The organism is Campylobacter sp. CNRCH_2013_0855 (genome assembly GCF_025773025.1).
GTDB classification, from domain to species: Bacteria; Campylobacterota; Campylobacteria; order Campylobacterales; family Campylobacteraceae; genus Campylobacter_D; species Campylobacter_D jejuni_C.
In genome coordinates, this window is the sequence record NZ_JAKMTE010000011.1 from 1 (window position 1) to 21,358 (window position 21,358).

Genomic DNA, 21,358 nt, shown 5'->3' on the forward strand with positions numbered 1-21,358 from the left:
TTTTTGCTAATAAAACTCTATATTGTTCTTTATCTACATTTATCAAAAGAGAAGCAAGCTTAAAGGCTCTAAATTTTTCCATTACAAAAAGATCTTTACTGTCCTTTAAAACTATAGCAACTAAATTTTTCATTACTTTATCAAGCCAAATATTTTTATATTTATCATTTGCTGAATGGTATCTTCCAATGGCATTCCAACTAAAACCATGCTTTTGTATAATCTCATGAAGCAATCTTGCTGCTGTGTCAATATTTACACTAGATTTTACAATCTCTTTTTCACCAATTCCATAGCGTTTTAAATGAATACTATTAATTTGCATTAAACCATAATCTCTTGTTTGATTTTTATTTTTACCGATGATATTATGCTTATATGCAGCATTTTCTGTTAAAGCTATAGCCTTAAGTAAAGCCATGGGTATATTATATTTTCTAGCTGCAGCTTTAAAATCCCTGTCGTATTTATAAAAATTTTCAGGTATATAAGTATCGCCTATAAAAATTTTTGTATCAAAAGCAAAAGTAAAATTAAAAAACACTGCTAATAATAAAATCTTTTTTAACATTTTACTCCTTTGTAGTATTTATGCTATAGCAAATTTATAAATAAAAAATATGTGAATAAGTTAATAAATTATCTAAGAATTTCTTTAATAGTAAGTTGAGGAGTAATTAAACCTCTAAAGTTATTTTTTGAAACACTAGCTATAAAATCGATGTTTTCCCCAATTTCTGGCTCATAGTCAAAGTTAAAAAATAAAGCCTCTAAAGTTTTATTTCCTTGTGTTAAAATAAGCTTCATATGATTTTCCTCTTTACCAAGTCTTCTTTTATTTTTTACAAAAAGCTTATCAAATTTAAAATAAGGTCTTGGGTTTTTATGTCCAAAAGGTTCAAAAAAATCTAATATTTCTAAAAGCTCAAAATCAACTTCATTTGGATCAATACTACCCAAAACTTCATCTGTATTGTAAAAATCATCTTTAGGAATATTTTGACAAATTTCATAAAGCTTATTTTTAAAAACACTAAATTTTTCAAGCTCAACTAAAATTCCAGCTGCACCTTTATGTCCACCATAGCTTAAAACAAATTCTTTAGCTTGCTCTATAATATTTAAAATATCTATCCTACCTACGCTTCTAACGCTAGCTTTAGCCTTTTGTTCACATTCTGAAAAAACAAAGGCTGGCTTATTAAAATGCTTTGCTAAACGACTTGCAACTATACCCAAAACACCCTCATGCCAGTTTTGTCCATTAACAATAATCACAGGATCATTTTCATCAACTTGTTCTAAACACTGCTTAAAAAGCTCGCGTTCTTCATCTTTACGGCTATTATTATAAGTAATGATTTGCTCTAAATAACCCATAACCTCATCGATATTTTTAGAATGCAAAAATTTATAAGAAATAATCGCATCATCCATTCTACCTGCACTATTAATCAAAGGTGCAATTAAAAAACTAATATTATCAAGCTCAAATTTATCCTTACCAAAATACTGCTTAATCGCTTTAAATGCCACTCGTTTTGAATCATTAATGCACTCTATGCCTTTCCTAACTAAGGCTCTATTTAAGTCTCTAAGCTCCATCATATCTGCGATAATTGCGATAGATAAAAGCTCTATAAATTTACACATATTATAATTAATCTTACACACTTCTTTTATCGCAGCGACTAAATACCAAGCCACTTGAGCCCCACAAATTTCAATATCAGGAAATTCACAATCTTGTTGTTTAGGATTGATAATCGCATAAGCTTTTGGTAAAGTAGCTGGAGGCATATGATGATCAGTAATGATTAAATCAATTCCTTTTTGCAAACAAAGCTCTGCTGCATCAAATGCTGCTATACCATTATCTACAGTGATGATTAAATCTACCCCATCAAGTTCATTGATAATTTCTTCATTTAGACCATATCCATCTTTAAAACGATTTGGAATTTTTACTACATAATCAAAACCAATATCATCAAAAAATTCAGATAAAATCACACAAGAAATTACCCCATCTACATCATAATCCCCAACAATAGCAAGCTTTTGATTTTTCTCAATCGCTTCTTTAATACGTAAAGCACCCTTATAGACATCTTTTAAACAAGATGGCATAGGTAAATCACAAAGCTTTACATGCGTATCGTTAATAAAACGCTGATGTAAAATTTCTTTTATTTTGGCTTTATTTAGCATGATTTGTTAAAGATGCCTTGATAAAAGAAAAAATAGCTGGATTAACTCTAACTAAGCGTGAAGTGAATTCAGGATGAAACTGCACTGCCAAGAAAAATGGATGATCTTTAAGCTCCACAGCCTCAACCAAACCTTCATTTTCCCCGCTTATAATAAGCCCGTTTTTCTCAAACATTTCTTTATATTTTGGATTAGCTTCATAGCGGTGGCGGTGGCGTTCTTTTACGCTTTTTTGATTATCATAAACCTTACTTAAAAGTGTATTTGGCTTAATATGACACTCATAAGCTCCAAGACGCATAGTTCCACCAAGTGGAGTTTTACTTGTTCTAATTTGCTTTTCTCCACTTGCGTCAATAAATTCATCAATCAAAAAGATGATAGGATTTTTACAATTTGGATTAAATTCATGAGAATTTGCATCTTCTAGTTTTAAAACATTGCGTGCAAATTCCACTAAAGAAAGCTGCATACCCAAACAAATTCCTAAAAATGGAATTTTATTTTCTCTTGCATATTGTATGGCTTTGATTTTTCCTTCTACCCCACGATAACCAAAACCACCTGCTACTAAAATCCCACTTACATCTTTAAAGCTTTCTTCGATATTTGCATTTTCTAATTTTTCACTATCGATCCATTTTAAATTTACTCTCGCATCAAGTGCTGCACCTGCATGGATAATGGCCTCTGTTAAACTTTTATAGCTTTCTTTTAAATCTACATATTTTCCTACAAAAGCAATGCTAAGTTCATTACTTGGAGCGATGACTCTTTTTACTAAAGAATCCCATTCGTTCATATTTGGCTTTAAATTTTGAAGATCTAATAAACTTGCAATAGAGTTTAAAATATCTTGTTTTAAGAAATTTAGTGGAATTTGATAAATACTAGCTGCGTCCACACTTTCTATAACACAGTTTTTTTCAACTCCACATGAAATTGCGATTTTATCTTTTAACTCTCTATCTAAAGATTTTTCACTTCTACAAATAATCATATCAGGGCTTATACCTATACGGCGTAATTCTCCCACGCTATGTTGAGTTGGTTTTGTTTTAAGCTCTCCTGCTGCTTTGATAAATGGCACTAAAGTCAAATGAATATTAATAGCATTGTATTTACCCACTTCAAGCTTTAAAGCTCTAATGGCTTCTAAAAATGGTAAGCCTTCTATATCTCCTACTGTACCACCTATTTCAACAATTAAAATATCTTTATCAACTCCAGCCTTTTTAATGCGATCTTTTATCTCATCAACTATATGAGGAATTACTTGTATGGTTTTTCCTAAGTAATCTCCTCTTCTTTCTTTTTCTATAACACTTTGATAAACTCTTCCTGTAGTAAAGTTATTATCCTGAGATAAACTCTCATTTAAAAACCTCTCATAATGTCCTAAGTCTAAATCTGTCTCAGCTCCATCATCTGTAACAAAAACTTCCCCATGCTCTAAAGGACTCATCGTACCAGGATCTACATTAATATAAGGATCTGCTTTTAAAATACTTACTTTTAAACCTGAATTTTTTAAAATAGTAGCTATAGAAGCTGCTGCTATACCTTTTCCTAATGAGCTTAAAACACCGCCGGTTACAAAAATATACTTAGTTTGTTTTAATTTCATAAAATAGCCTTATTTCTTTTTTTGAAATTATAACGAATAAAAAATTTTATTTTTATAAACATTTGTGTAAAATTCAATTATTTTTGAAGGAATTTTTCGATGAAAGTCACATTATTAAATCATACTCCACTTTCTGTATGCTCTCATGCAACAAGAACATGTTGGCAAAGTTTTGACAAAGGCGATTGTGGTGGCGAAAAAGATAAAGAATTAATTGATCGAGTGGGAAATAAATTCAAACATGCTTCAACCTTAGAGCATTTAAACTATACTTTTTATATACAAGGTATTTCAAGAGCATGCTTACAAGAAGTCGCAAGACACCGCCACACCAGTCCTAGTGTCAAAAGCACAAGATATACTTTAAAAGAACTAAGAAATGAAAGTGAATTTAAAGAAAATGACTTTGAAAATGCTAAAAGATACTTGGTATTAACCGGAAATGAAGTGGTAGATAATGCAAGTATCAAAGCTTTAGAAAATCTGCGTTTGATTTTGCAAAATAGTATTAGTTTAGACATAGCAAAATACTGCTTACCAGAAAGCTATAAAACAGAATTAACTTTAACGATTAATGCAAGAAGTTTGCAAAATTTTATTACTCTAAGAAGCTCAAAATCAGCCCTTTGGGAGATAAGACAACTCGCAAATGCTTTATTTGAAAACTTACCTGAGGAACATCAATTTATTTTTAAACATTGTGTTTATCAAGAAGAAAATTCCCAAGATTGATTGGGAATTTTTACTTATATTTTTTTAAGAAATTCAGTTTTTAAAACAATCACACCAAATTTATCTACCTTAGCTTCAATTTCAGTGTCTTTGTTTGTAAGCTTAATATTTTTTATAGTCGTGCCACGCTTTAAAGTAGTACTTGCGCCTTTAACCTTTAAATCTTTAACAACACTTACACTATCACCTGCATTAAGTTCAGTTCCATTTGCATCTTTTGGCATATATTCTCCTTAGAATTTATAAGTATATCCTAGATATAAACCATAATTTGTTTGTTTAGGATCATAAAAATTTGATGAATTAGCAGTGCTGAAATTTCTTGTATCATAATGAGTTTGTTCAGCTTTAAAACCAAACTCAATTTCATTTGCTTGATTTAACTCATACAAAGCACCGATTTTTGCCCCATACGTATAACCATCAAAGTCTTGAGATAAAGATAAGAAACTTGTTTTTAAAGTCATATCCGTTCTTGCATAACCGCCATATACACCTAAAACTGCTCTTGTTTTTTCAAATATTTTTGGAGTAAAATCATAACCAAGCAAAAACTTATGTGTAGTAAATTCTCCATCAATTTTTAATCTTGTAGTGTTGATTACATCACTAAATTCACTTGAATAATTATAAGCACCATAAAGTCTATGATTTTCACTAAAACGATAACCTATTCTTAAACCAAAAACAGGAACATCGCCTTCTAAATCACCATTGATTTTTTTATTATTTTTAGTATGTTCAAGATCAGATTTTACCTTAGTATGAAACCATCCTGCATCAATACCTAAAAGCAAACCTGAATTTTCATCTGCTAAAGCCAAATTTGAAATCAAAGCCACACTTGCAACTAAACTAAGTAATTTTAATTTCATATTTTCCTCCTTTAAAATAAGACTTAATATATCTTTTTATTTTTAATAAAAATTTAATTTTGTGGCACTACTAAATCAGATCTGCATTCAATCACAGTATGCACATTGCCACGAGGATTAAAATCGCCTACTACTTTTATCCATTTTGGATCAAGTTTTTCTTTTAAAGTATTATAAATTTCATTAATACTTGCTTCATGCGAAACATTTCTATACATAAAGGTATTGATATAAAGTTTGATTGCTTTAAGTTCTACTACTAATTTATTTGGAATGTATTCTAAGTAAATTGTAGCAAAATCAGGATATCCACTACGCGGACAACAACACATAAATTCAGGTAAAGTGATTTTAATCACATAATCATTTTTTGCATCATTTGGCCAAACTTCCATATTTTCTACACTAAATTCTTTGATTTCTTTTTCACCATATCGCATTTATAATCCTTAGTTTTTTTAAAACTTTATAATACCACAATATTTTATATTTTATTTTGACAAAATTTAAAAAGCTTATCTTGAAGTAAAAGTAATTTTTCACTTTCATTGCTAAGAATTTTTATACACAAACCCTCATAAAAAAGTTGATTTATATCGTCAAATGAAGCTTTTAATTCTTCATAAAACTCATCGTATCCAAAAAGATAAATACTCAAATAATGCGTATGATTTGCAAAAAAATTTAATTCATTTTCTTTCATATAGGAAGGATTGATTTTAATTTTATCATTTAAAATTAAAATGTTATTTCTATAAATTTGAGTTAAACTCTCATAATTTTTAAAAGCAAATTTTTCATCCATAGCCACTCTACCAAAAATGACAAAATCAACATAAACTAATCTTGAAAAAGAAGCTAGATTGACCTTTGTATTTTGTATAAAATTTGCATTTTCTTGAAGCAAAAGTGGCTTTGGCATATAAAAAAAGCTTGCATTTTCTTCAAGAGTAAAATCAATATTTTTACTTGCAAAAGAATCTTTAGTATCATATACCTTTTCATAACTTTGTGTGAGTATAGCGGTATTTGTACTTTTCTTACATATGATTTCAAAACTTAAATGATCCTCTTTGAAAATTCCAGCACTAGAATTTAAAACATATATACTAGTTAATTTTTTATCATAAAAATTCCTCATAAGCTTAAAAGGAGGTGTGAAAAAAGAATTTTTTATGATAGTTTTTTCATTGATAGTATCTAATGTAAGTTGAAAAACACTCTTTTGAGCAAACAAATCAATCCTTTAAAAGTGTGTATTTTTTAATCCAAGCAATGATTTCATCTAAACCTTCTTTAGTTTGAAGATTGCTCATGATAAAGGGTCTATCTCCACGCATTTTTAAAGTATCTTCTTGCATGATTTTTAAAGAAGCATTCACATAAGGAGCTAAGTCTATTTTATTGATAATCATTAAATCAGATCTACAAATAGCAGGACCACCTTTGCGTGGAATTTTTTCTCCTTGAGCAACATCTATAACAAAGATAAAAAAATCCACAAGTTCGGGTGAAAAAGTCATCGATAAATTATCTCCACCACTTTCTATAAAAATAAGATCTAAATCACTAAAACGCTCTTGTAAAAGTTCAACAGCTTCAAGATTACAAGAAGCATCTTCTCTAATGGCTGTATGAGGACAGCCTCCAGTTTGTACTCCAATGATTCTTTCTTTTTCAAGAATACCTTGTTTGATTAAAAAATTTGCATCTTCATTTGTATAAATATCATTCGTAATCACAGCCAAAGAAAGTTCATCTTTTAAAGCTTGGCATAAATTTAATACCAAAGCTGTTTTACCACTACCTACAGGACCACCTATGCCTATTTTAACCATTATAACCCTTTTAAGAAATATAAATTTTAAATGCTAAATTTTGGTGTTTTATACCCAAATAATCATTTAAGATATTGTGATTTTCACACCAATCATTTAAAGTTAAATTTTGTAATTTAGAAAGAACCTTTTGAAAATCTTGCTGTAGTTGAAAAAGTAAAATCTGCCCTTCATTTTGTGACAAAGGCACAATTTTCACAAGAATATTAATAAAATTACTCATTAAAGCAAATAAAAAACTTTCATACATAAAATCAAGCTCATTATCTTTACAAAATAAAGCATACACAAAAGGATAAATAGGAGTTTGATTTCCTTTAATGTATTGATTTAATAAAGGATTTGATAATCCATAAAGATTGACATTTTTTACAAAGCGTTTAGCTAAAAAAACATAAGCTTGACTTTGTTCTTTTGCAACTATACTTGATAAAAACTTTCTTTGATAAATTAGTAAATTTTTTACATCATTTGCATTTTCATAAGCTATTTTCAAAGCTAAAAGTTCAAAATACAAAATATTAGAATAAAGCTGAGTTTTTAAAACTTTTTTTGCATCTTCTATATTTTTTATATAAGCAAAATTCACATAAGATTCTAAACCAAAAGAATGTGAAAAAGCTCCTATAGGAAAAGAAGAATCACTAATTTGTAAAAGTAAAAAATTTAATTTATTCATCTTTATTCTTTAATAAGTTTAAAATTTGGATCAACTTGGATAAAACTTGGCATATCAAGCATATATTTTGGCTCTAAAATTTCCTCACATTTTTCGTATTTTATATTAAATTTTTCTAAAAACCTTATGATAGAGTTTTGCTCTAAAGTAAGAAGTTTATGATCTTTATAAAATAAATTTAAATGCATATTGCCCACTTGATAACTTATTAAAGCAAGGTTGTATTCATTTTCTATGTGAATTTTTAAAACCTTTTCAGGTTTGATTTTCACTAAAATCAAAAAATCCTCATCATATAAACAATCATTATGATTTAAACCTTTATTATCAGGCATTTTTATAGCGACATCTAGTCCTTTTAAAGTCGTTGTTCTTAATATCTTTTTAAAAGTATCAAACCAACTAAGCTCTAAAAAATCGCATTCTTTATTTAAATCATAATGCGTTATTTTATTTTGAAGTAAAATCATCAAATCATAAAATATTTTCTAGCTAAAGCTAAAGAATCAACACTCTTAGAGCTAATAAGCTCACCATTTATTTTTACTTCATAAGTTTGTGGATTTACTTCTATATCTTGAACTTTATCATTAAATTTCAAATCTTTTTTAGTGATATTTCTACAATTTTTTACCGCAACACATTTTCTTTTTAAACTTAATTTTTCAGGTATATTAGCATCTAAAGAAGCTTTAGAAACAAAATGTAAAGCATTTTCATTTAAATTTGCTCCAAACATTTTTTCATAGATAATAGGCTCAGGCGTTGGGATAGAAGCATTAGCATCGCCTATTTTTGCACCTACTATCAAGCCACCTTTTAAAATAAGCTTTGGTTTTACTCCAAAAAATTTAGGTTGCCAAAGCACTAAATCAGCAAATTTTCCTACTTCAATAGAACCAACATAACTATCAATCCCATGTGCAATAGCAGGATTTATAGTGTATTTTGCTATATAGCGTTTAATGCGGAAATTATCATCTAAATCATTATCTTCTTTTAAGGCACCAAATTCTTTTTTGCATTTATCAGCACTTTGCCATGTTCTTAAAATCACCTCACCTACGCGTCCCATAGCTTGAGAATCACTACTCATAATGCTAAAAACACCCATATCATGAAGTTTATCTTCTGCTGCTATAGTTTCAGGACGAATTCTACTATCTGCAAATTCAACATCTTCTTTGATTTTATTATCTAAATGATGACAAACCATAAGCATATCTAAATGCTCATCAATGGTATTTTTAGTAAAAGGCATAGTAGGATTAGTACTTGCAGGTAAAACATTTTCAAAACCTGCCATTTTAATAATATCAGGAGCATGGCCACCACCTGCACCTTCGGTGTGAAAAGTATGGATAACTCTACCATTAATAGCTTTAATCGTATCTTCTACAAAACCTGCTTCGTTTAAAGTATCTGTATGAATAGCTACTTGTATATCCATTTCATCAGCTATATTTAAACTAGCATCAATCACACTAGAAGTAGCACCCCAATCTTCATGAATTTTTAATCCACATGCACCAGCTATAATTTGCTCTTTTAAAGCATTTTTATTACTTGAATTTCCTTTACCTAAAAAGCCAAAATTCATAGGGTAATTTTGCGTAGCTTTTAACATAGAATGTATATGATAAGCCCCACTTGTGCAAGTTGTAGCATTTGTTCCCTCACTTGGTCCTATACCACCTCCTATCATAGTAGTAACACCACTATATAAGGCACATTCAATTTGAGTTGGGGAAATAAAATGTATATGAGTATCAATACCACCTGCAGTTACTATTAAACCTTCTGCACCAATAATATCTGTATTTGTGCCTATAATTAAGCTAGGATCAACTCCATCTTGTATATCAGGATTACCTGCTTTTCCTATACCTACTATATAGCCATTTTTTATCCCAATATCTGCTTTATAAATACCGGTATAATCAACAATCAAAGCATTAGTTAAAACTAAATCCGGAAAGTCTCCCTCACTCACACTTTGAGCCATACCATCTCTGATATTTTTACCACCACCAAATTTAACTTCTTCACCATATAAAGTATAATCTTTTTCTACTCTTAAAATTAAATCTGTATCTGCTAATCTTACTCTATCATTAGTTGTTGGACCATACATATTTACATAGTCTTTTTTGCTAATCTTAATCAAAGAAATCCTTTCTCTTTTGCTTTTGATAAAGCTTTAGTTTTATTTTCATCATTGATAAAATCATCACAAAGATTATTAAAACCTAAAACCTTTTTTAAACCACCAAATTCTATTAAACTTACTGTTTTTTCTTCACCTGGCTCAAATCTCACACTTGTTCCTGAAGCGATATTTAACCTTTTTCCATAAGCTTTTTCTCTATCAAAAGATAAAAAGCGATTAACTTCAAAGAAATGAAAATGCGAGCCAACTTGTATGGGACGATCACCTTTATTGCTTACTTTGATTTCTATAGAAGTTTTATTTTCATTAAGCACAATAAATTCTGATGATAAAAATATCTCTCCAGCTTTTATTTTATCATCATTTGCTATAGGTTCATGTATAGTAACTAATTTTGTGCCATCTTCAAAAGGAAGTTCTATTTGAATTTCATCAAGCATACTTGCAACACCATCAATCACATCTTCACTTGTAAGTAAAGTTTTTCCTATGCTCATCAATTCACTTACACTTAAATTTTTCCTTGCAAGTTCCATTAATTCATAACATATATAAGCTAAAGCTTCATTGTAATTTAATTTTATTTTTTGCTCTTTTCTATCTTTAGCTATTTTCCCTGCGTAATGAAGCATTAATCGTTGCAATTGCTGCTGAGTAAAATGCATTTTAATCCTTATAATTTTTTAGATATTATATAACTATTTACTTACTTTTAGGCAAAAAATTCTATTGCATTTTTTAATTCAGCTTCATAGTCTTTTTGAATTTCTATGAAAGGAAGATTTAAATTTTCACATTGAGTTTTAAGTTTTTGATGATTTAAAATAAGAGTGTTTATTTCTTCTTTTTCACTAAATAAACGCTTTTCTATAATATTTTCATTTTGATAGATTAATGCATAATTTTGTAAAATATATTCTTTTGAAAAAACGATATAAAGTATTTTAACATCAGAATGATTTTGAAATTTTTGTAGCTTTTTTGGAATAAGATAAATTCCTTCAATGATTAAATTTTGTTTATTTTCTATACAAGTTTGAATTATACCATCTACAATAGGAAATAAAAACTCAGCTATTTTTTCATCCTCATCTACTTTAAAAGGAAAATTTTTCATTCCTTTAATCAAACCCATTTTTAGATGATCTAAACTCAAATAAGGATAAGAAAATTTTTCAAGAAGTTTTTGAGCAAGCAAGGTCTTACCACTATGACCTTGCCCTCCAATTAAAAAAATCATTTAAAGATTAAACATCCAAATGCTTAACATCTTTAGCATGAGCTTGTATATACTCACGGCGTGGTTCTACATCATCGCCCATGAAAAGGTTAAAAGTATCATTTGCTCTTTGAGCATCTTCTATGGTAATCTTTAACAAACGACGATTACTTGGATCCATAGTTGTTTCCCAAAGTTGTTCAGGATTCATCTCACCAAGACCTTTATAGCGTTGTATATAAGCACCTTTTTTAGCATTTTTTTCAACTTCATCTAAAATTTCTAAAATATCTTTATCAAATTTTAAATCTCTATCTTTAATTTTTTGATAAATATAATTTGCCTCTTCATATAAAGGATTAGCAAATAAATCATCATTGATGATAAGCTCTTCTAAACCATTTTCAGTTTGCACATAGACACGAATTTCATTTTCATTGATATATGAATTTAAGATATTGTGATTTTGTTTTTCTAAAAATTCTTTTATAACTTTAAATAATTCTTCATTAGAAGCTTTTATTAAATCAGGATTTTCTATCAAATATCTAATCACTGAAATTACATTAAATCTTTTTTCTAATTCTTTTAAAACACTTCTATAAGCTGCAACGATTTTTAAAAAATCTTTTAAATCATTTAATCCTATACCTTCATAAGTAGAGCTTTCTATACCTGTTTCGATCAAATAATCATTTAAAGCTTTTTCATCTTTTAGATAAATTTCTTTTTTCTGACCTTTTTTATAGCGGTATAAAGGTGGTTGAGCTAAATAAATATGTCCATTTGTTACAAGATCATTCATAAAGCGGAAGAAAAATGTCAAAAGCAAAGTTTGTATGTGAGAACCATCCACATCAGCATCTGTCATAATGATGATTTTATGATATCTTAATTTTTCTATATCAAACTCATCACCGATTCCACAACCAAAAGCTGTGATCATATTTTGAATTTGCTCACTTTTTAAAATTTTATCTAGCCTTGCTTTTTCAACATTGAGTATTTTACCTCTTAAAGGTAAAATCGCTTGGAAAGTTCTTTCTCTACCTTGTTTTGCAGAACCTCCCGCACTATCACCCTCAACTAAATAAATTTCACTTTCACTTGGATCTTTACTTTGACAATCAGCTAATTTTCCTGGTAAAGTCCCTACACTTGAACTTTCTTTTTTTCTTGTTAATTCTCTAGCTTTTTTAGCTGCTTCTCTACCACGAGCTGCCATTAAAGCTTTATTCATAATAGCTTTTGCTTCGATAGGATTTTCTTCAAAGTATTTTGTCAAATACTCAAAAGAAGCCTTAGAAACTATAGGTCTAACATAGCTTGAACCTAATTTTCCTTTAGTTTGTCCTTCAAATTGCGGTTCAGGTACTTTTACACTTACAACTGCTATTAAACCTTCTCTTACATCATCACCTGTGATTTTAGAATCTTTCTCTCTAGCACTAGCATTTGCTTCAATGTAATTACTAATAACACGAGTTAAACCCATTCTAAAACCTGCTTCGTGCGTTCCACCATCTGGAGTTTTAATATTATTTACAAAAGAAAGTAAATTTTCACTATAACTATCATTATAAAGCAATGCTACTTCAACATTTACATCTTCTTCATCTACATTAAAAAATATAGCCTTAGTTAAAGCTTGTTTTTTATTTAAATCTGTAACAAACTGACTTATACCACCTTCAAAATGAAAACTTTCTGCTTTTCCTACGCGGTTATCTTTAAAATTTATAGTAATTTTTGGATTTAAATATGCAAGTTCACGAAACCTTTTAGCTAAAATTTCATAATCAAAATCAGTCACTTCAAAAATTTGGTCATCTGGCCAAAATTCTATGATTGTCCCTGTTTTTTTACTTTTACCTATGGTTTCAAAATTGCTTGTAACTTTACCTTCTGAAAATTCTTGGCGATAAATTTCTCCATCTCTATGCACTGTAGCAACTAATTTTTTTGATAAAGCATTTACAACGCTCACACCAACCCCGTGTAAACCACCTGAAACTTTATAAGTATCTTTATCAAATTTTCCACCTGCATGAAGCACGGTTAAAACTACAGTTAAAGTAGGGATATTTTCAGTAGGGTGAATTCCCACAGGAATTCCTCTACCATTATCACTTACTATACAAGAACCTTCTGTGGTGATTTCTACATTAATCGTATCACAAAAACCTGCCATAGCTTCATCGATAGAATTATCCACTACTTCATAAATCATATGATGAAGACCGCCTATGTTGGTATCACCTATGTACATACCAGGACGTTTTCTAACAGCTTCTAAGCCTTTTAAAACTTTAATATTTCCTGCGCCATAATTTTGATTTTCTTGCATTTATTTTCCTTATAAAATAACTGGCATAATTACAGTTTGTAATTCTTCACTTGAAACTAAAAATGCCATATGAGGTTCATTTATGCTAAGTTTGAATGTTTCACTTTCAATAGAATTTAAAAAGTCAGTGATGAATTTATTTTTAATGCAAAGATTAAATTCCTCATCTATATTAAGTTCCATTTCAAGTTCAGTTTTTGCTTCCATATTATCTAAACTAATACCTTCAAATACAAGTTTATCTTTATGGAAATTTAATTTCATTTTTTCAGTGATTACATTGATTTTTTTCAATGCATCCATAAATTCCTCAGTTTTAAAAATAAATTCTTTTGTGATATTTTTTGGAATTACTCTTTCATAATCAGGGAATTTATCATTAATAAGTTTTGTAAAAAACTCAAAATTATCATTTTTTGCAATCAATATATTTTCATCATAATAAATTTCAATTTTTTCAAAAAAGATTTTTTGCATTTCTAAAATAGCTTTTTTAGGAATGCAAAGGTTAAATTCTTTTTCATTTGTTTTATTTAGTGTAAAAACTGCTAAGCGTTTTGTATCTGTTCCTACAAAGCTGATGTGAGTAGTTTTTATATCAAGTAAAGCACCATTTAAAGAATACTTTGGATTATTTGTATCAACTGCAGGTAGGATTTTTTTCAAAGATCTACTTAAATCACTTGAATCAATATCGAATTTATCTTTTCCTTCAGTGCTTGGAAAATTTGGAAAATCTTCATAATTAAACATAGGAAGTTTATATTTAGTTCCTTTTTGTCTAATAAAAAGGAAATTTTCTATGGTTTCTAAAACTACATCTTCGTTATTTAAACTTTTAATAATATCTAAAATACTTTTAGCATTAGCAGTTGCAAAACCTGCACTTTCAACTTTGATTTTTTTGATTTTATAATTAATACCTATTTCATAATCACTTGCTCTTATGATTAGTTTATCTTCAACTACTTCAAAAAGTAAGTGAGAAGCGATGTTGCTTGAGTCTTTTTTATCTACATAAGAGTTAGTTAAAACTATGGCAGATTCTAGAGTGTTTTTATTAATGCTAATTTTCATTTTTACTTCCTTTGTTTTTTAAATTTATTTTATCATAATAATAAGCAATGTGAAAATGTGAAATGCTTTTTAAAAGTCTTTTTTTATAGAAATTTTACTCGTAGAATAAAATTTTTTGTTTTTCACTTTTATTCACAGGGTGCTTTTTATTTTTGTCAAAATTTTATTTCTTAATTCTTCTACTATGGCTTTTAAGTTTTCATTTTCACTCATTAGTTCTTGAATTTTTTTAATATTATGTGAAATGGCGGTGTGATCTTTCATATTAAAAAATCTAGCAAGTTGAGGCATAGACATAGTTGTAAGTTCTCTTGCTAAATATATCACAACCCTTCTTGCCATAACGATATTTTGTGTTTTTTTGTTTGATTTTATATCATTTGGCTTAAGATTATAGCTTTTTGAAACATCAGCAAGTATATCTTCAACACTGATATTTTCTTTTGTTTCTTTGATGTGGTCTTTCATAAAGCTTTTAACGACTTCTAAAGTGATTTCTTGGTTAAAAAGTCTTGCTTGAGCATTTAAATTTGTAATCATTCCTTCTATTTCTCGGATATTATCTCCCATTGAAGTAGCGATGTAACTTATGACTTCAGACTTGAGATAAATAGCATTAAATTCGCATTTTTTCTTAATAATTGCGATTTTTGTATCAAGCTGAGGTGGAGTGATATCTGCGATGATCCCATTTGCAAAGCGACTTTTTAAGCGTTCTGTTATGCCTTTTAACATATTTGGAGGATTATCACTTGTCATAATGATTTGTCCGAATTTTTCTTTGATTTCATTAAAAGTAAAGAAAAATTCTTCTTGAATTTTATCTGTTTTACCTAAAAACTGCACATCATCAATGAGTAAAACATCGCAATTTTTGTATTTTTCATGAAATTTACTCATGGTTTTATTATTTAAATGCATGGTAAAATCATTGATAAAATTATCACTTGTAGCATAAATAACCTTATATCCATTATCCAAACACACATTTCCTACAGCTTGAAGCAAGTGAGTTTTTCCAAGTCCTGTAGGGCCATAGATAAAGATAGGATTGTATAATTTTCCAAGTTTGCTTTTATCGGTAATGGCTTTGCAGGTCGCATAGGCAAATTGATTAGAATCCCCTACAACAAAGCTTTCAAAAGTAAAAGAAGGATTTAAAATAGTGCTTTGAAATTTAATCTGTGAAATATCTGTAGAAAAATGTTTTTTCTCTACCTTTTGATCATTTGTGATGATTTTAATTTGAGGGTTAATTCCTGTTTTTACTTCATAAAAATAAGCTAGTTTTTGTGCGTATTTTGTTTGTATAAATTTAGCTAAAAAATGATTTGGTGCGATAAATACTAAGATATTATTTTTACTTAACTTTTCACTAAATTGTAAGTGAGAAATGTAAGTATTGTATTCGTTATTGCTAATTTCAGTTTTAAATTCAAGTAAAAAATCTTTTATATTCATTATTTTTCTTATAAATTATGATGTAAAACTTAAAATTCTAGCTTATTTTTTATAAAAAATGGTTAAAATTATTCACATAAAAATTTAAATTTCACATCTATGTGAATAAAAAGGTGAAAAGTTTGAAAGTTTTAGGGATAGATCCTGGTTCTAGGTATTGTGGATATGCTATTGTAGAAAGGATTAATAATAAAAATCAACTCATAGAAGCAGGGCTTATCAAAATCAAACCTAATGATTTGCAGTATCAAATCACAGAATTATGTGAAGGGCTTGATCTAATCTTTAAAAATCATCAATTTGATGAGGTAGCTATAGAAGATATATTTTTTGCTTATAATCCAAAAACGGTTTTAAAATTAGCACAATTTCGTGGAGCTTTGAGTTTAAAAATTTTACAAATTCATGGAGAATTTGCAGAATACACACCTTTACAAGTGAAAAAAACGGTAACAGGTAAAGCAAAAGCTACTAAAGAGCAAGTAGCTTTTATGGTGAAAAGATTGCTTGGAATTTCAAAAGATATTAAGCCACTTGATATTACTGATGCTATTGCAGTGGCCTTAACGCATTTAGCAAATTTGAGAGTAAAAAAGTGATTTTATTTTCCACTACCTATGAAATAAATTTCAACATCATGTAAAAGTTTTTCACATACTGCTGAATCAGTGCTTTTTTCTACTACTAGGTTGATGTGATTTTTGGTATCTCTAAAGCTACCTGCAGATTTTGAATTTTTTAATTCTAATTTTTGATTATCTTTTAGGTATTTGATAGTTATTACAAACTTATGCGCTGCGCTTGCTTCGCCTAGATTAGTTTCTATTAAAACATTCATATTTGATGCTTTTGCTAAAGTTGCTTGGGTTTTATTAATCACTTCTTTCATTCTTCTATTGAGTTCTAAAATTCTTGAAATGAATTTATTATCTATACTTTCAAATGCGATTTTTAGTTTATTCATGATTTCTTGATTAGTAGGCTTATCAGGAGCTACATACACCATATAAAGGCCGTTTTTAATATCTACTTTAGTGCTTTTTGTATCACGCCCACTACCAAAAATTTTAATATAAATGGCATTATCAAGATATACTCTATCTATCATAGGTCCATAAATTTCATATTCTCTTTTTCTTACGATTACTTCTCTTGCGGCTACTTGAATTTTTACTGAACAATCATGAATTATAGGTTCCATTTCTTTTTTTATCTCAAGTAGTTCTCTAAGCATTTTCCATCCTTGTGTATTTTTAAATAAATTATAACAAAAAAAAATTGAATTTTTTTGTTAATTTTAGTTTGTGATATTTTTATATATTTTTGATTTTAAATTAAAAGTTTAAGGAAAAAAATGAAAATAAAAACTATAGTTTCAAGTTTAGTTTTAGCAAGTGCTTTATTTGCTGCAAATTCTCACCATGCTCATCATGGAGTTTCTGGAAGTATTTCATCACAAATCATGATGAGTATGCATGAACCTATGATGAAAAATCCTTTAGTACAAAGCAATGACATAGAAAGAGATTTTTTAGCTAATATGATTCCACATCATCAAGGTGCTATTGATTCATCTAAACTTTTACTAGAACATACTAAAAGTGAAGAGATGAAAAAAATCGCTCAAAATATCATCAAAGCTCAAGAAAAGGAAATCCAAGAATTTCAAGAAATTCTAGATAAAAATCTTTATACAAAAACTCAAATTGATGAAGAAACTTATAAAAAATTCGTTCAAGAAGAAAAAGAGTTAATGCAAAAAATGATGATTTTAATGAGTTCGGTTAAAGAAAGCAAGAACATCAATAAAGACTTTTTAGAAGCGATGATAGCACATCATCAAGGTGCAGTAGATGCTTCAAAACAAATTTTATTTTACTCTAAAGACAAAACTATCACTGATATAGCGAAAAAAATCATCTTAGATCAAGAAAAAGAAATCCAAGAATTTACGAATTTGTTAAAATATATGTAAAAATAGGTAGTTTAGTAAAACTACCTAGATATCATTTTACATTTTCATAGATCATATTAAACATTGTGTTGGCTATTTTGTCTTTAAAATTATTAATTTAAATAACTTTTTAATAGTTTTCAATTAATTGATAATTACAAAACAAATAAATTATAAAATTGATATAATATAATAAATTTATATAGTTTATATTTTTTTATGATTTGTAATGTATAATCACAAAATAATAAAATATAAAATTTGAAATTAGCACAAATTATTTATAAAATTCATAAGTGTATTAAAGTAAGAGCACTAAAAATATTATAAAAAAATTGCAGAAAGTTTATATAGAGTATTTAGAGAAATTTATGAGTCACTTACTATGAAAGTGGTTTGATATATTATCATAATTAAAAGATAATGATATATTGCAAATTATTAAAGAATGAATAAATGGTAAGAATATAATAATGAAAAAAAGAACTTTTATAGATTTATTTGCGGGTGCTGGTGGAATGGCAGAGGGTTTTTATCAAGAGGGTTACACGGCTCTTACTCATATAGAATCTGATAAATATGCTTGTTTAACACTACAAGAAAGAATGAGACATTATGGATATTCTCAAAATGAAATTAATAAAATACAGCCTACTGATATAACAGATAAAAATATTATAGAAATAATAGAGAATAATATCAGTAAAACTACTGGTGTTGATATAATTGTAGGTGGTCCACCTTGTCAATCTTTTTCATCACAAGGCAAGGCAAGAGATCCATTTGGCATGAAAAAAGATCCAAGAAATTATTTATATGAAAATTATCTAAATATATTAAATTACTTTAAACCAAAATTTTTTGTATTTGAAAATGTTAGTGGTATATTATCTACGAAAATTAAAGGTAATTCTATAATAGAAAGCATATTTAATGGTATGAAAGAAAACTATAGAATTATTGAAGATAAAGATGTGATTTTGTTAAATGCAGTTGATTTTGGTGTTCCACAAGATAGAAAAAGAGTTATTATTATAGGTGTAAGAAAAGATTTAAATATTGAACCCAAGAATATTTATGATGATCTTAAAAAAATTACAAAAAAAATAGATAAGACAACTGTGAGAGATGCTATATCTGATTTACCAAAATTAAAACCATCAGAGGGAAAGAAAACTATAGTTTATAATCCAGTAAAAAAATCAAATTATTTAAAGTTAATTAGAACAAATGATTATAAACTCTTGCACGGACATATTGCTAGAAGTAATAATGAATTAGATAGAAAAAGATATCGCCTTATGGCAAAAAACAAATGGAATTTATTAGAATTATATGAAAATGAGCCAAATTTAGTACATACAAAAAAAAGGTTATTTAATAATAGTTATTGTGTTCAATATTATGATGCTCCATCAAAAACAATTATTGCACACTTGCATAAGGATGGTCATCAGTTTATTCATCCTGACTATACACAAGAGAGAAGTCTTACTCCAAGAGAAGCTGCAAGACTACAGAGTTTTCCCGATGATTTTATTTTTCCATGTTCTATTACACAACAATTTAAACAAATTGGTAATGCCGTTCCACCTTTAATGTCTAAATATATAGCTATGATTTTAAAAAAATATTTATAAATGAGGTAAAAAATGTTTTTTAAAAATGTTGCAAACTTAAAAACAGCTCAAGAAAAAAAATATTTTTTGGAAAATATTGAAATAATTAACCGCTTTGCAGAAAAAACAAAAGAATTACATAATCTAAACACCATAGTATTAAAAAATGATGATATATATAAACAATTAGAATATATGGGAATTATCAAAGATGAATATGAAATTGATATTTTAAAAAAGATACTAAAAAAAGATTACAATAGATTGATGAACAGTATTTCTATATATACAAGTAATAAAAACTTTTTTATAGATACTATTGATAAATTTTCAAACAAATATAGAAAATCTTTGCAGGCAAAAAAAACAAATAAATCACCTGCAATTATTGATTTATTTTGCGGTGCAGGTGGTTTTAGTTATGGTTTTAGTAGAATGGGTTATAATATATTAATGGCAAATGATATTGATAAAGATGCTTTAAGAACTTATAGTTTTAATCATCCTGAAGTAAATTCATCTCGTATAATTAATGGTGATATAAGATTAATATCCCAAAATATACACAAATATGTAAAATCTCAAGTAGATATAATTATAGGTGGCCCACCTTGTCAATCTTTTAGTAGTGCTAATCAACAAAGAGTTATAGATGATCCTAGAAATGTTTTGTATAAATACTTTGCAAAATGTGTAAATAATTTAAAACCTAAATTTATAATAATGGAAAATGTGAAGGGCATGCTAAAAGTAGCAAATCAAGTAATAGAAGATTTTGACAAAATAGGTTATATGGTCAAATATAGGTTATATGATGCGACTAATTTTTCTGTTCCACAAAAAAGAATTAGGTTAATTTACATTGGTATTAACAAAGAGTATGCAAGAAAACAAAATTTAGATGTAGATATAATTATGAGTGATATTGAAAATGAAATAATAAAAAATAGAAAATTTGTCTTAAAGGATGCTTTGGATAATATCGATAGCTTGGTTTGTCCAGACAAAAAAAATCAAACAGAAACTGATGACGAATCTGGCTCAAAGATTTCTATTAATAGACACAAAAACAATGAATATTTAAATTTAATAAATGATAGTAATATTTGTTCATTTATATACAATCACAAGGCACGTTTTCAAAATGAAACAAATTTAAAGATATATTCACTATTAAAACAAGGGGAGGATTCTACAGCTGAAACAATAAAAGATATTATGCCTTATTCTATCAGAAGTCATATATTTAAGGACAAATATTTTAAACTGATAGAGAATGAGCCTAGTAGGACAATTACAGCACACTTAAAAATGGATTGTCACTCACACATCCATCCAACTCAAATTAGAGCTATTACACCACGAGAAGCTGCAAGAATTCAAAGTTTCCCTGATGATTATTTGTTTTTTGGACCATACCTAAAAACTTATATGCAAATAGGAAATGCCGTTCCCCCTTTAATGTCAAAGGTATTTGCAAAAGTATTTAAAAAGTATTTATAATAAAATAAGTATTTTTTTATTAGAATACACAAAAATATATTTGTTT

The 21,358-nt window shown here is 28.0% G+C and carries 22 protein-coding genes; 5 read left to right on the forward strand and 17 right to left on the reverse strand.

What is annotated here, in order from left to right:
• The 3 genes from L8X40_RS06540 to L8X40_RS06550 form a co-directional block, all read right to left on the reverse strand.
• The coding region (locus L8X40_RS06540) for a lytic transglycosylase domain-containing protein (protein WP_263667561.1) at nucleotides 1-571 on the reverse strand (571 nt) is incomplete at its 3' end.
• Between the two features lie 68 nt (nucleotides 572-639).
• Nucleotides 640-2,211, reverse strand: a complete 1,572-nt coding sequence (recJ, locus tag L8X40_RS06545) for a single-stranded-DNA-specific exonuclease RecJ (RefSeq protein ID WP_263667562.1) — start codon at nucleotides 2,209-2,211, stop codon at nucleotides 640-642.
• Nucleotides 2,201-3,838: a CTP synthase gene (locus tag L8X40_RS06550; RefSeq protein ID WP_087699096.1), complete on the reverse strand. Its 1,638-nt coding sequence runs from the start codon at nucleotides 3,836-3,838 to the stop codon at nucleotides 2,201-2,203. Before L8X40_RS06550 ends, recJ begins: the two co-directional genes overlap by 11 nt.
• 99 nt (nucleotides 3,839-3,937) lie before the next feature.
• On the opposite strand from L8X40_RS06550, the gene thyX reads away from it, so the two are divergent.
• A complete protein-coding gene (thyX, locus tag L8X40_RS06555) occupies nucleotides 3,938-4,570 on the forward strand; it encodes an FAD-dependent thymidylate synthase (protein ID WP_087699097.1) in 633 nt (210 codons plus the stop codon).
• Between the two features lie 14 nt (nucleotides 4,571-4,584).
• Here thyX and L8X40_RS06560 read toward each other — a convergent pair whose 3' ends face one another.
• The 13 genes from L8X40_RS06560 to dnaA all read right to left on the reverse strand — a co-directional run bounded on the left by L8X40_RS06560 (nucleotide 4,585) and on the right by dnaA (nucleotide 16,236).
• The gene (locus tag L8X40_RS06560; RefSeq protein WP_039617052.1) at nucleotides 4,585-4,794 is read right to left on the reverse strand and encodes an alkylphosphonate utilization protein; all 210 of its coding nucleotides are present in this window, start codon (nucleotides 4,792-4,794) and stop codon (nucleotides 4,585-4,587) included.
• 9 nt (nucleotides 4,795-4,803) lie between these two features.
• A complete protein-coding gene (locus L8X40_RS06565) occupies nucleotides 4,804-5,445 on the reverse strand; it encodes a porin family protein (RefSeq protein ID WP_263667563.1) in 642 nt (213 codons plus the stop codon).
• A 53-nt stretch (nucleotides 5,446-5,498) separates the two neighbouring features.
• Nucleotides 5,499-5,885 carry a preQ(1) synthase gene (queF, locus tag L8X40_RS06570; protein WP_039617048.1) on the reverse strand — a complete coding sequence of 129 codons (387 nt, stop codon included), beginning with the start codon at nucleotides 5,883-5,885 and terminating at the stop codon, nucleotides 5,499-5,501.
• A 44-nt stretch (nucleotides 5,886-5,929) separates the two neighbouring features.
• Nucleotides 5,930-6,682: an urease accessory protein UreD gene (locus tag L8X40_RS06575; protein WP_263667564.1), complete on the reverse strand. Its 753-nt coding sequence runs from the start codon at nucleotides 6,680-6,682 to the stop codon at nucleotides 5,930-5,932.
• 1 nt (nucleotide 6,683) lies between these two features.
• A complete protein-coding gene (gene ureG / locus L8X40_RS06580) occupies nucleotides 6,684-7,283 on the reverse strand; it encodes an urease accessory protein UreG (protein WP_263667565.1) in 600 nt (199 codons plus the stop codon).
• A gap of 10 nt (nucleotides 7,284-7,293) precedes the next feature.
• Nucleotides 7,294-7,962 (reverse strand): urease accessory protein UreF, encoded by a 669-nt coding sequence (locus L8X40_RS06585; RefSeq protein WP_263667566.1) that lies wholly within the window; start codon nucleotides 7,960-7,962, stop codon nucleotides 7,294-7,296.
• A gap of 2 nt (nucleotides 7,963-7,964) precedes the next feature.
• Nucleotides 7,965-8,432: an urease accessory protein UreE gene (locus tag L8X40_RS06590; RefSeq protein ID WP_052243344.1), complete on the reverse strand. Its 468-nt coding sequence runs from the start codon at nucleotides 8,430-8,432 to the stop codon at nucleotides 7,965-7,967.
• On the reverse strand, nucleotides 8,432-10,129 hold the full coding sequence (ureC, locus tag L8X40_RS06595; protein WP_261545340.1) for an urease subunit alpha: 1,698 nt from the start codon (nucleotides 10,127-10,129) through the stop codon (nucleotides 8,432-8,434). The genes L8X40_RS06590 and ureC overlap by 1 nt, the downstream gene beginning before the upstream one ends.
• Nucleotides 10,126-10,797, reverse strand: a complete 672-nt coding sequence (gene ureB / locus L8X40_RS06600) for an urease subunit beta (protein ID WP_039617037.1) — start codon at nucleotides 10,795-10,797, stop codon at nucleotides 10,126-10,128. The genes ureC and ureB overlap by 4 nt, the downstream gene beginning before the upstream one ends.
• Before the next feature lie 47 nt (nucleotides 10,798-10,844).
• The gene (locus tag L8X40_RS06605; RefSeq protein WP_214100504.1) at nucleotides 10,845-11,372 is read right to left on the reverse strand and encodes a zeta toxin family protein; all 528 of its coding nucleotides are present in this window, start codon (nucleotides 11,370-11,372) and stop codon (nucleotides 10,845-10,847) included.
• A 7-nt stretch (nucleotides 11,373-11,379) separates the two neighbouring features.
• Nucleotides 11,380-13,698 (reverse strand): DNA topoisomerase (ATP-hydrolyzing) subunit B, encoded by a 2,319-nt coding sequence (gene gyrB, locus L8X40_RS06610; protein ID WP_115644741.1) that lies wholly within the window; start codon nucleotides 13,696-13,698, stop codon nucleotides 11,380-11,382.
• Nucleotides 13,699-13,707: 9 nt separating this feature from the next.
• Nucleotides 13,708-14,775 carry a DNA polymerase III subunit beta gene (gene dnaN, locus L8X40_RS06615; protein ID WP_039617031.1) on the reverse strand — a complete coding sequence of 356 codons (1,068 nt, stop codon included), beginning with the start codon at nucleotides 14,773-14,775 and terminating at the stop codon, nucleotides 13,708-13,710.
• Nucleotides 14,776-14,907: 132 nt separating this feature from the next.
• A complete protein-coding gene (gene dnaA / locus L8X40_RS06620; protein ID WP_214125671.1) occupies nucleotides 14,908-16,236 on the reverse strand; it encodes a chromosomal replication initiator protein DnaA in 1,329 nt (442 codons plus the stop codon).
• Between the two features lie 122 nt (nucleotides 16,237-16,358).
• On the opposite strand from dnaA, the gene ruvC reads away from it, so the two are divergent.
• Nucleotides 16,359-16,835, forward strand: coding sequence for a crossover junction endodeoxyribonuclease RuvC (gene ruvC / locus L8X40_RS06625; protein ID WP_039627288.1), 477 nt, complete (start codon nucleotides 16,359-16,361; stop codon nucleotides 16,833-16,835).
• Nucleotides 16,836-16,837: 2 nt separating this feature from the next.
• On the opposite strand, the gene L8X40_RS06630 is transcribed toward ruvC, so the two are convergent.
• Entirely contained in the window at nucleotides 16,838-17,470 is a 633-nt protein-coding gene (locus L8X40_RS06630) for a hypothetical protein (protein WP_087699106.1), read from the reverse strand.
• A 120-nt stretch (nucleotides 17,471-17,590) separates the two neighbouring features.
• On the opposite strand from L8X40_RS06630, the gene L8X40_RS06635 reads away from it, so the two are divergent.
• From L8X40_RS06635 to L8X40_RS06645, 3 genes are all read left to right on the forward strand, one after another.
• Nucleotides 17,591-18,211: a DUF305 domain-containing protein gene (locus L8X40_RS06635; RefSeq protein WP_087699107.1), complete on the forward strand. Its 621-nt coding sequence runs from the start codon at nucleotides 17,591-17,593 to the stop codon at nucleotides 18,209-18,211.
• Between the two features lie 452 nt (nucleotides 18,212-18,663).
• Nucleotides 18,664-19,830: a DNA cytosine methyltransferase gene (locus tag L8X40_RS06640; RefSeq protein WP_263667567.1), complete on the forward strand. Its 1,167-nt coding sequence runs from the start codon at nucleotides 18,664-18,666 to the stop codon at nucleotides 19,828-19,830.
• Nucleotides 19,831-19,842: 12 nt separating this feature from the next.
• Nucleotides 19,843-21,312 carry a DNA cytosine methyltransferase gene (locus tag L8X40_RS06645; RefSeq protein ID WP_263667568.1) on the forward strand — a complete coding sequence of 490 codons (1,470 nt, stop codon included), beginning with the start codon at nucleotides 19,843-19,845 and terminating at the stop codon, nucleotides 21,310-21,312.
• The last annotated feature ends 46 nt before the right edge of the window (nucleotides 21,313-21,358 follow it).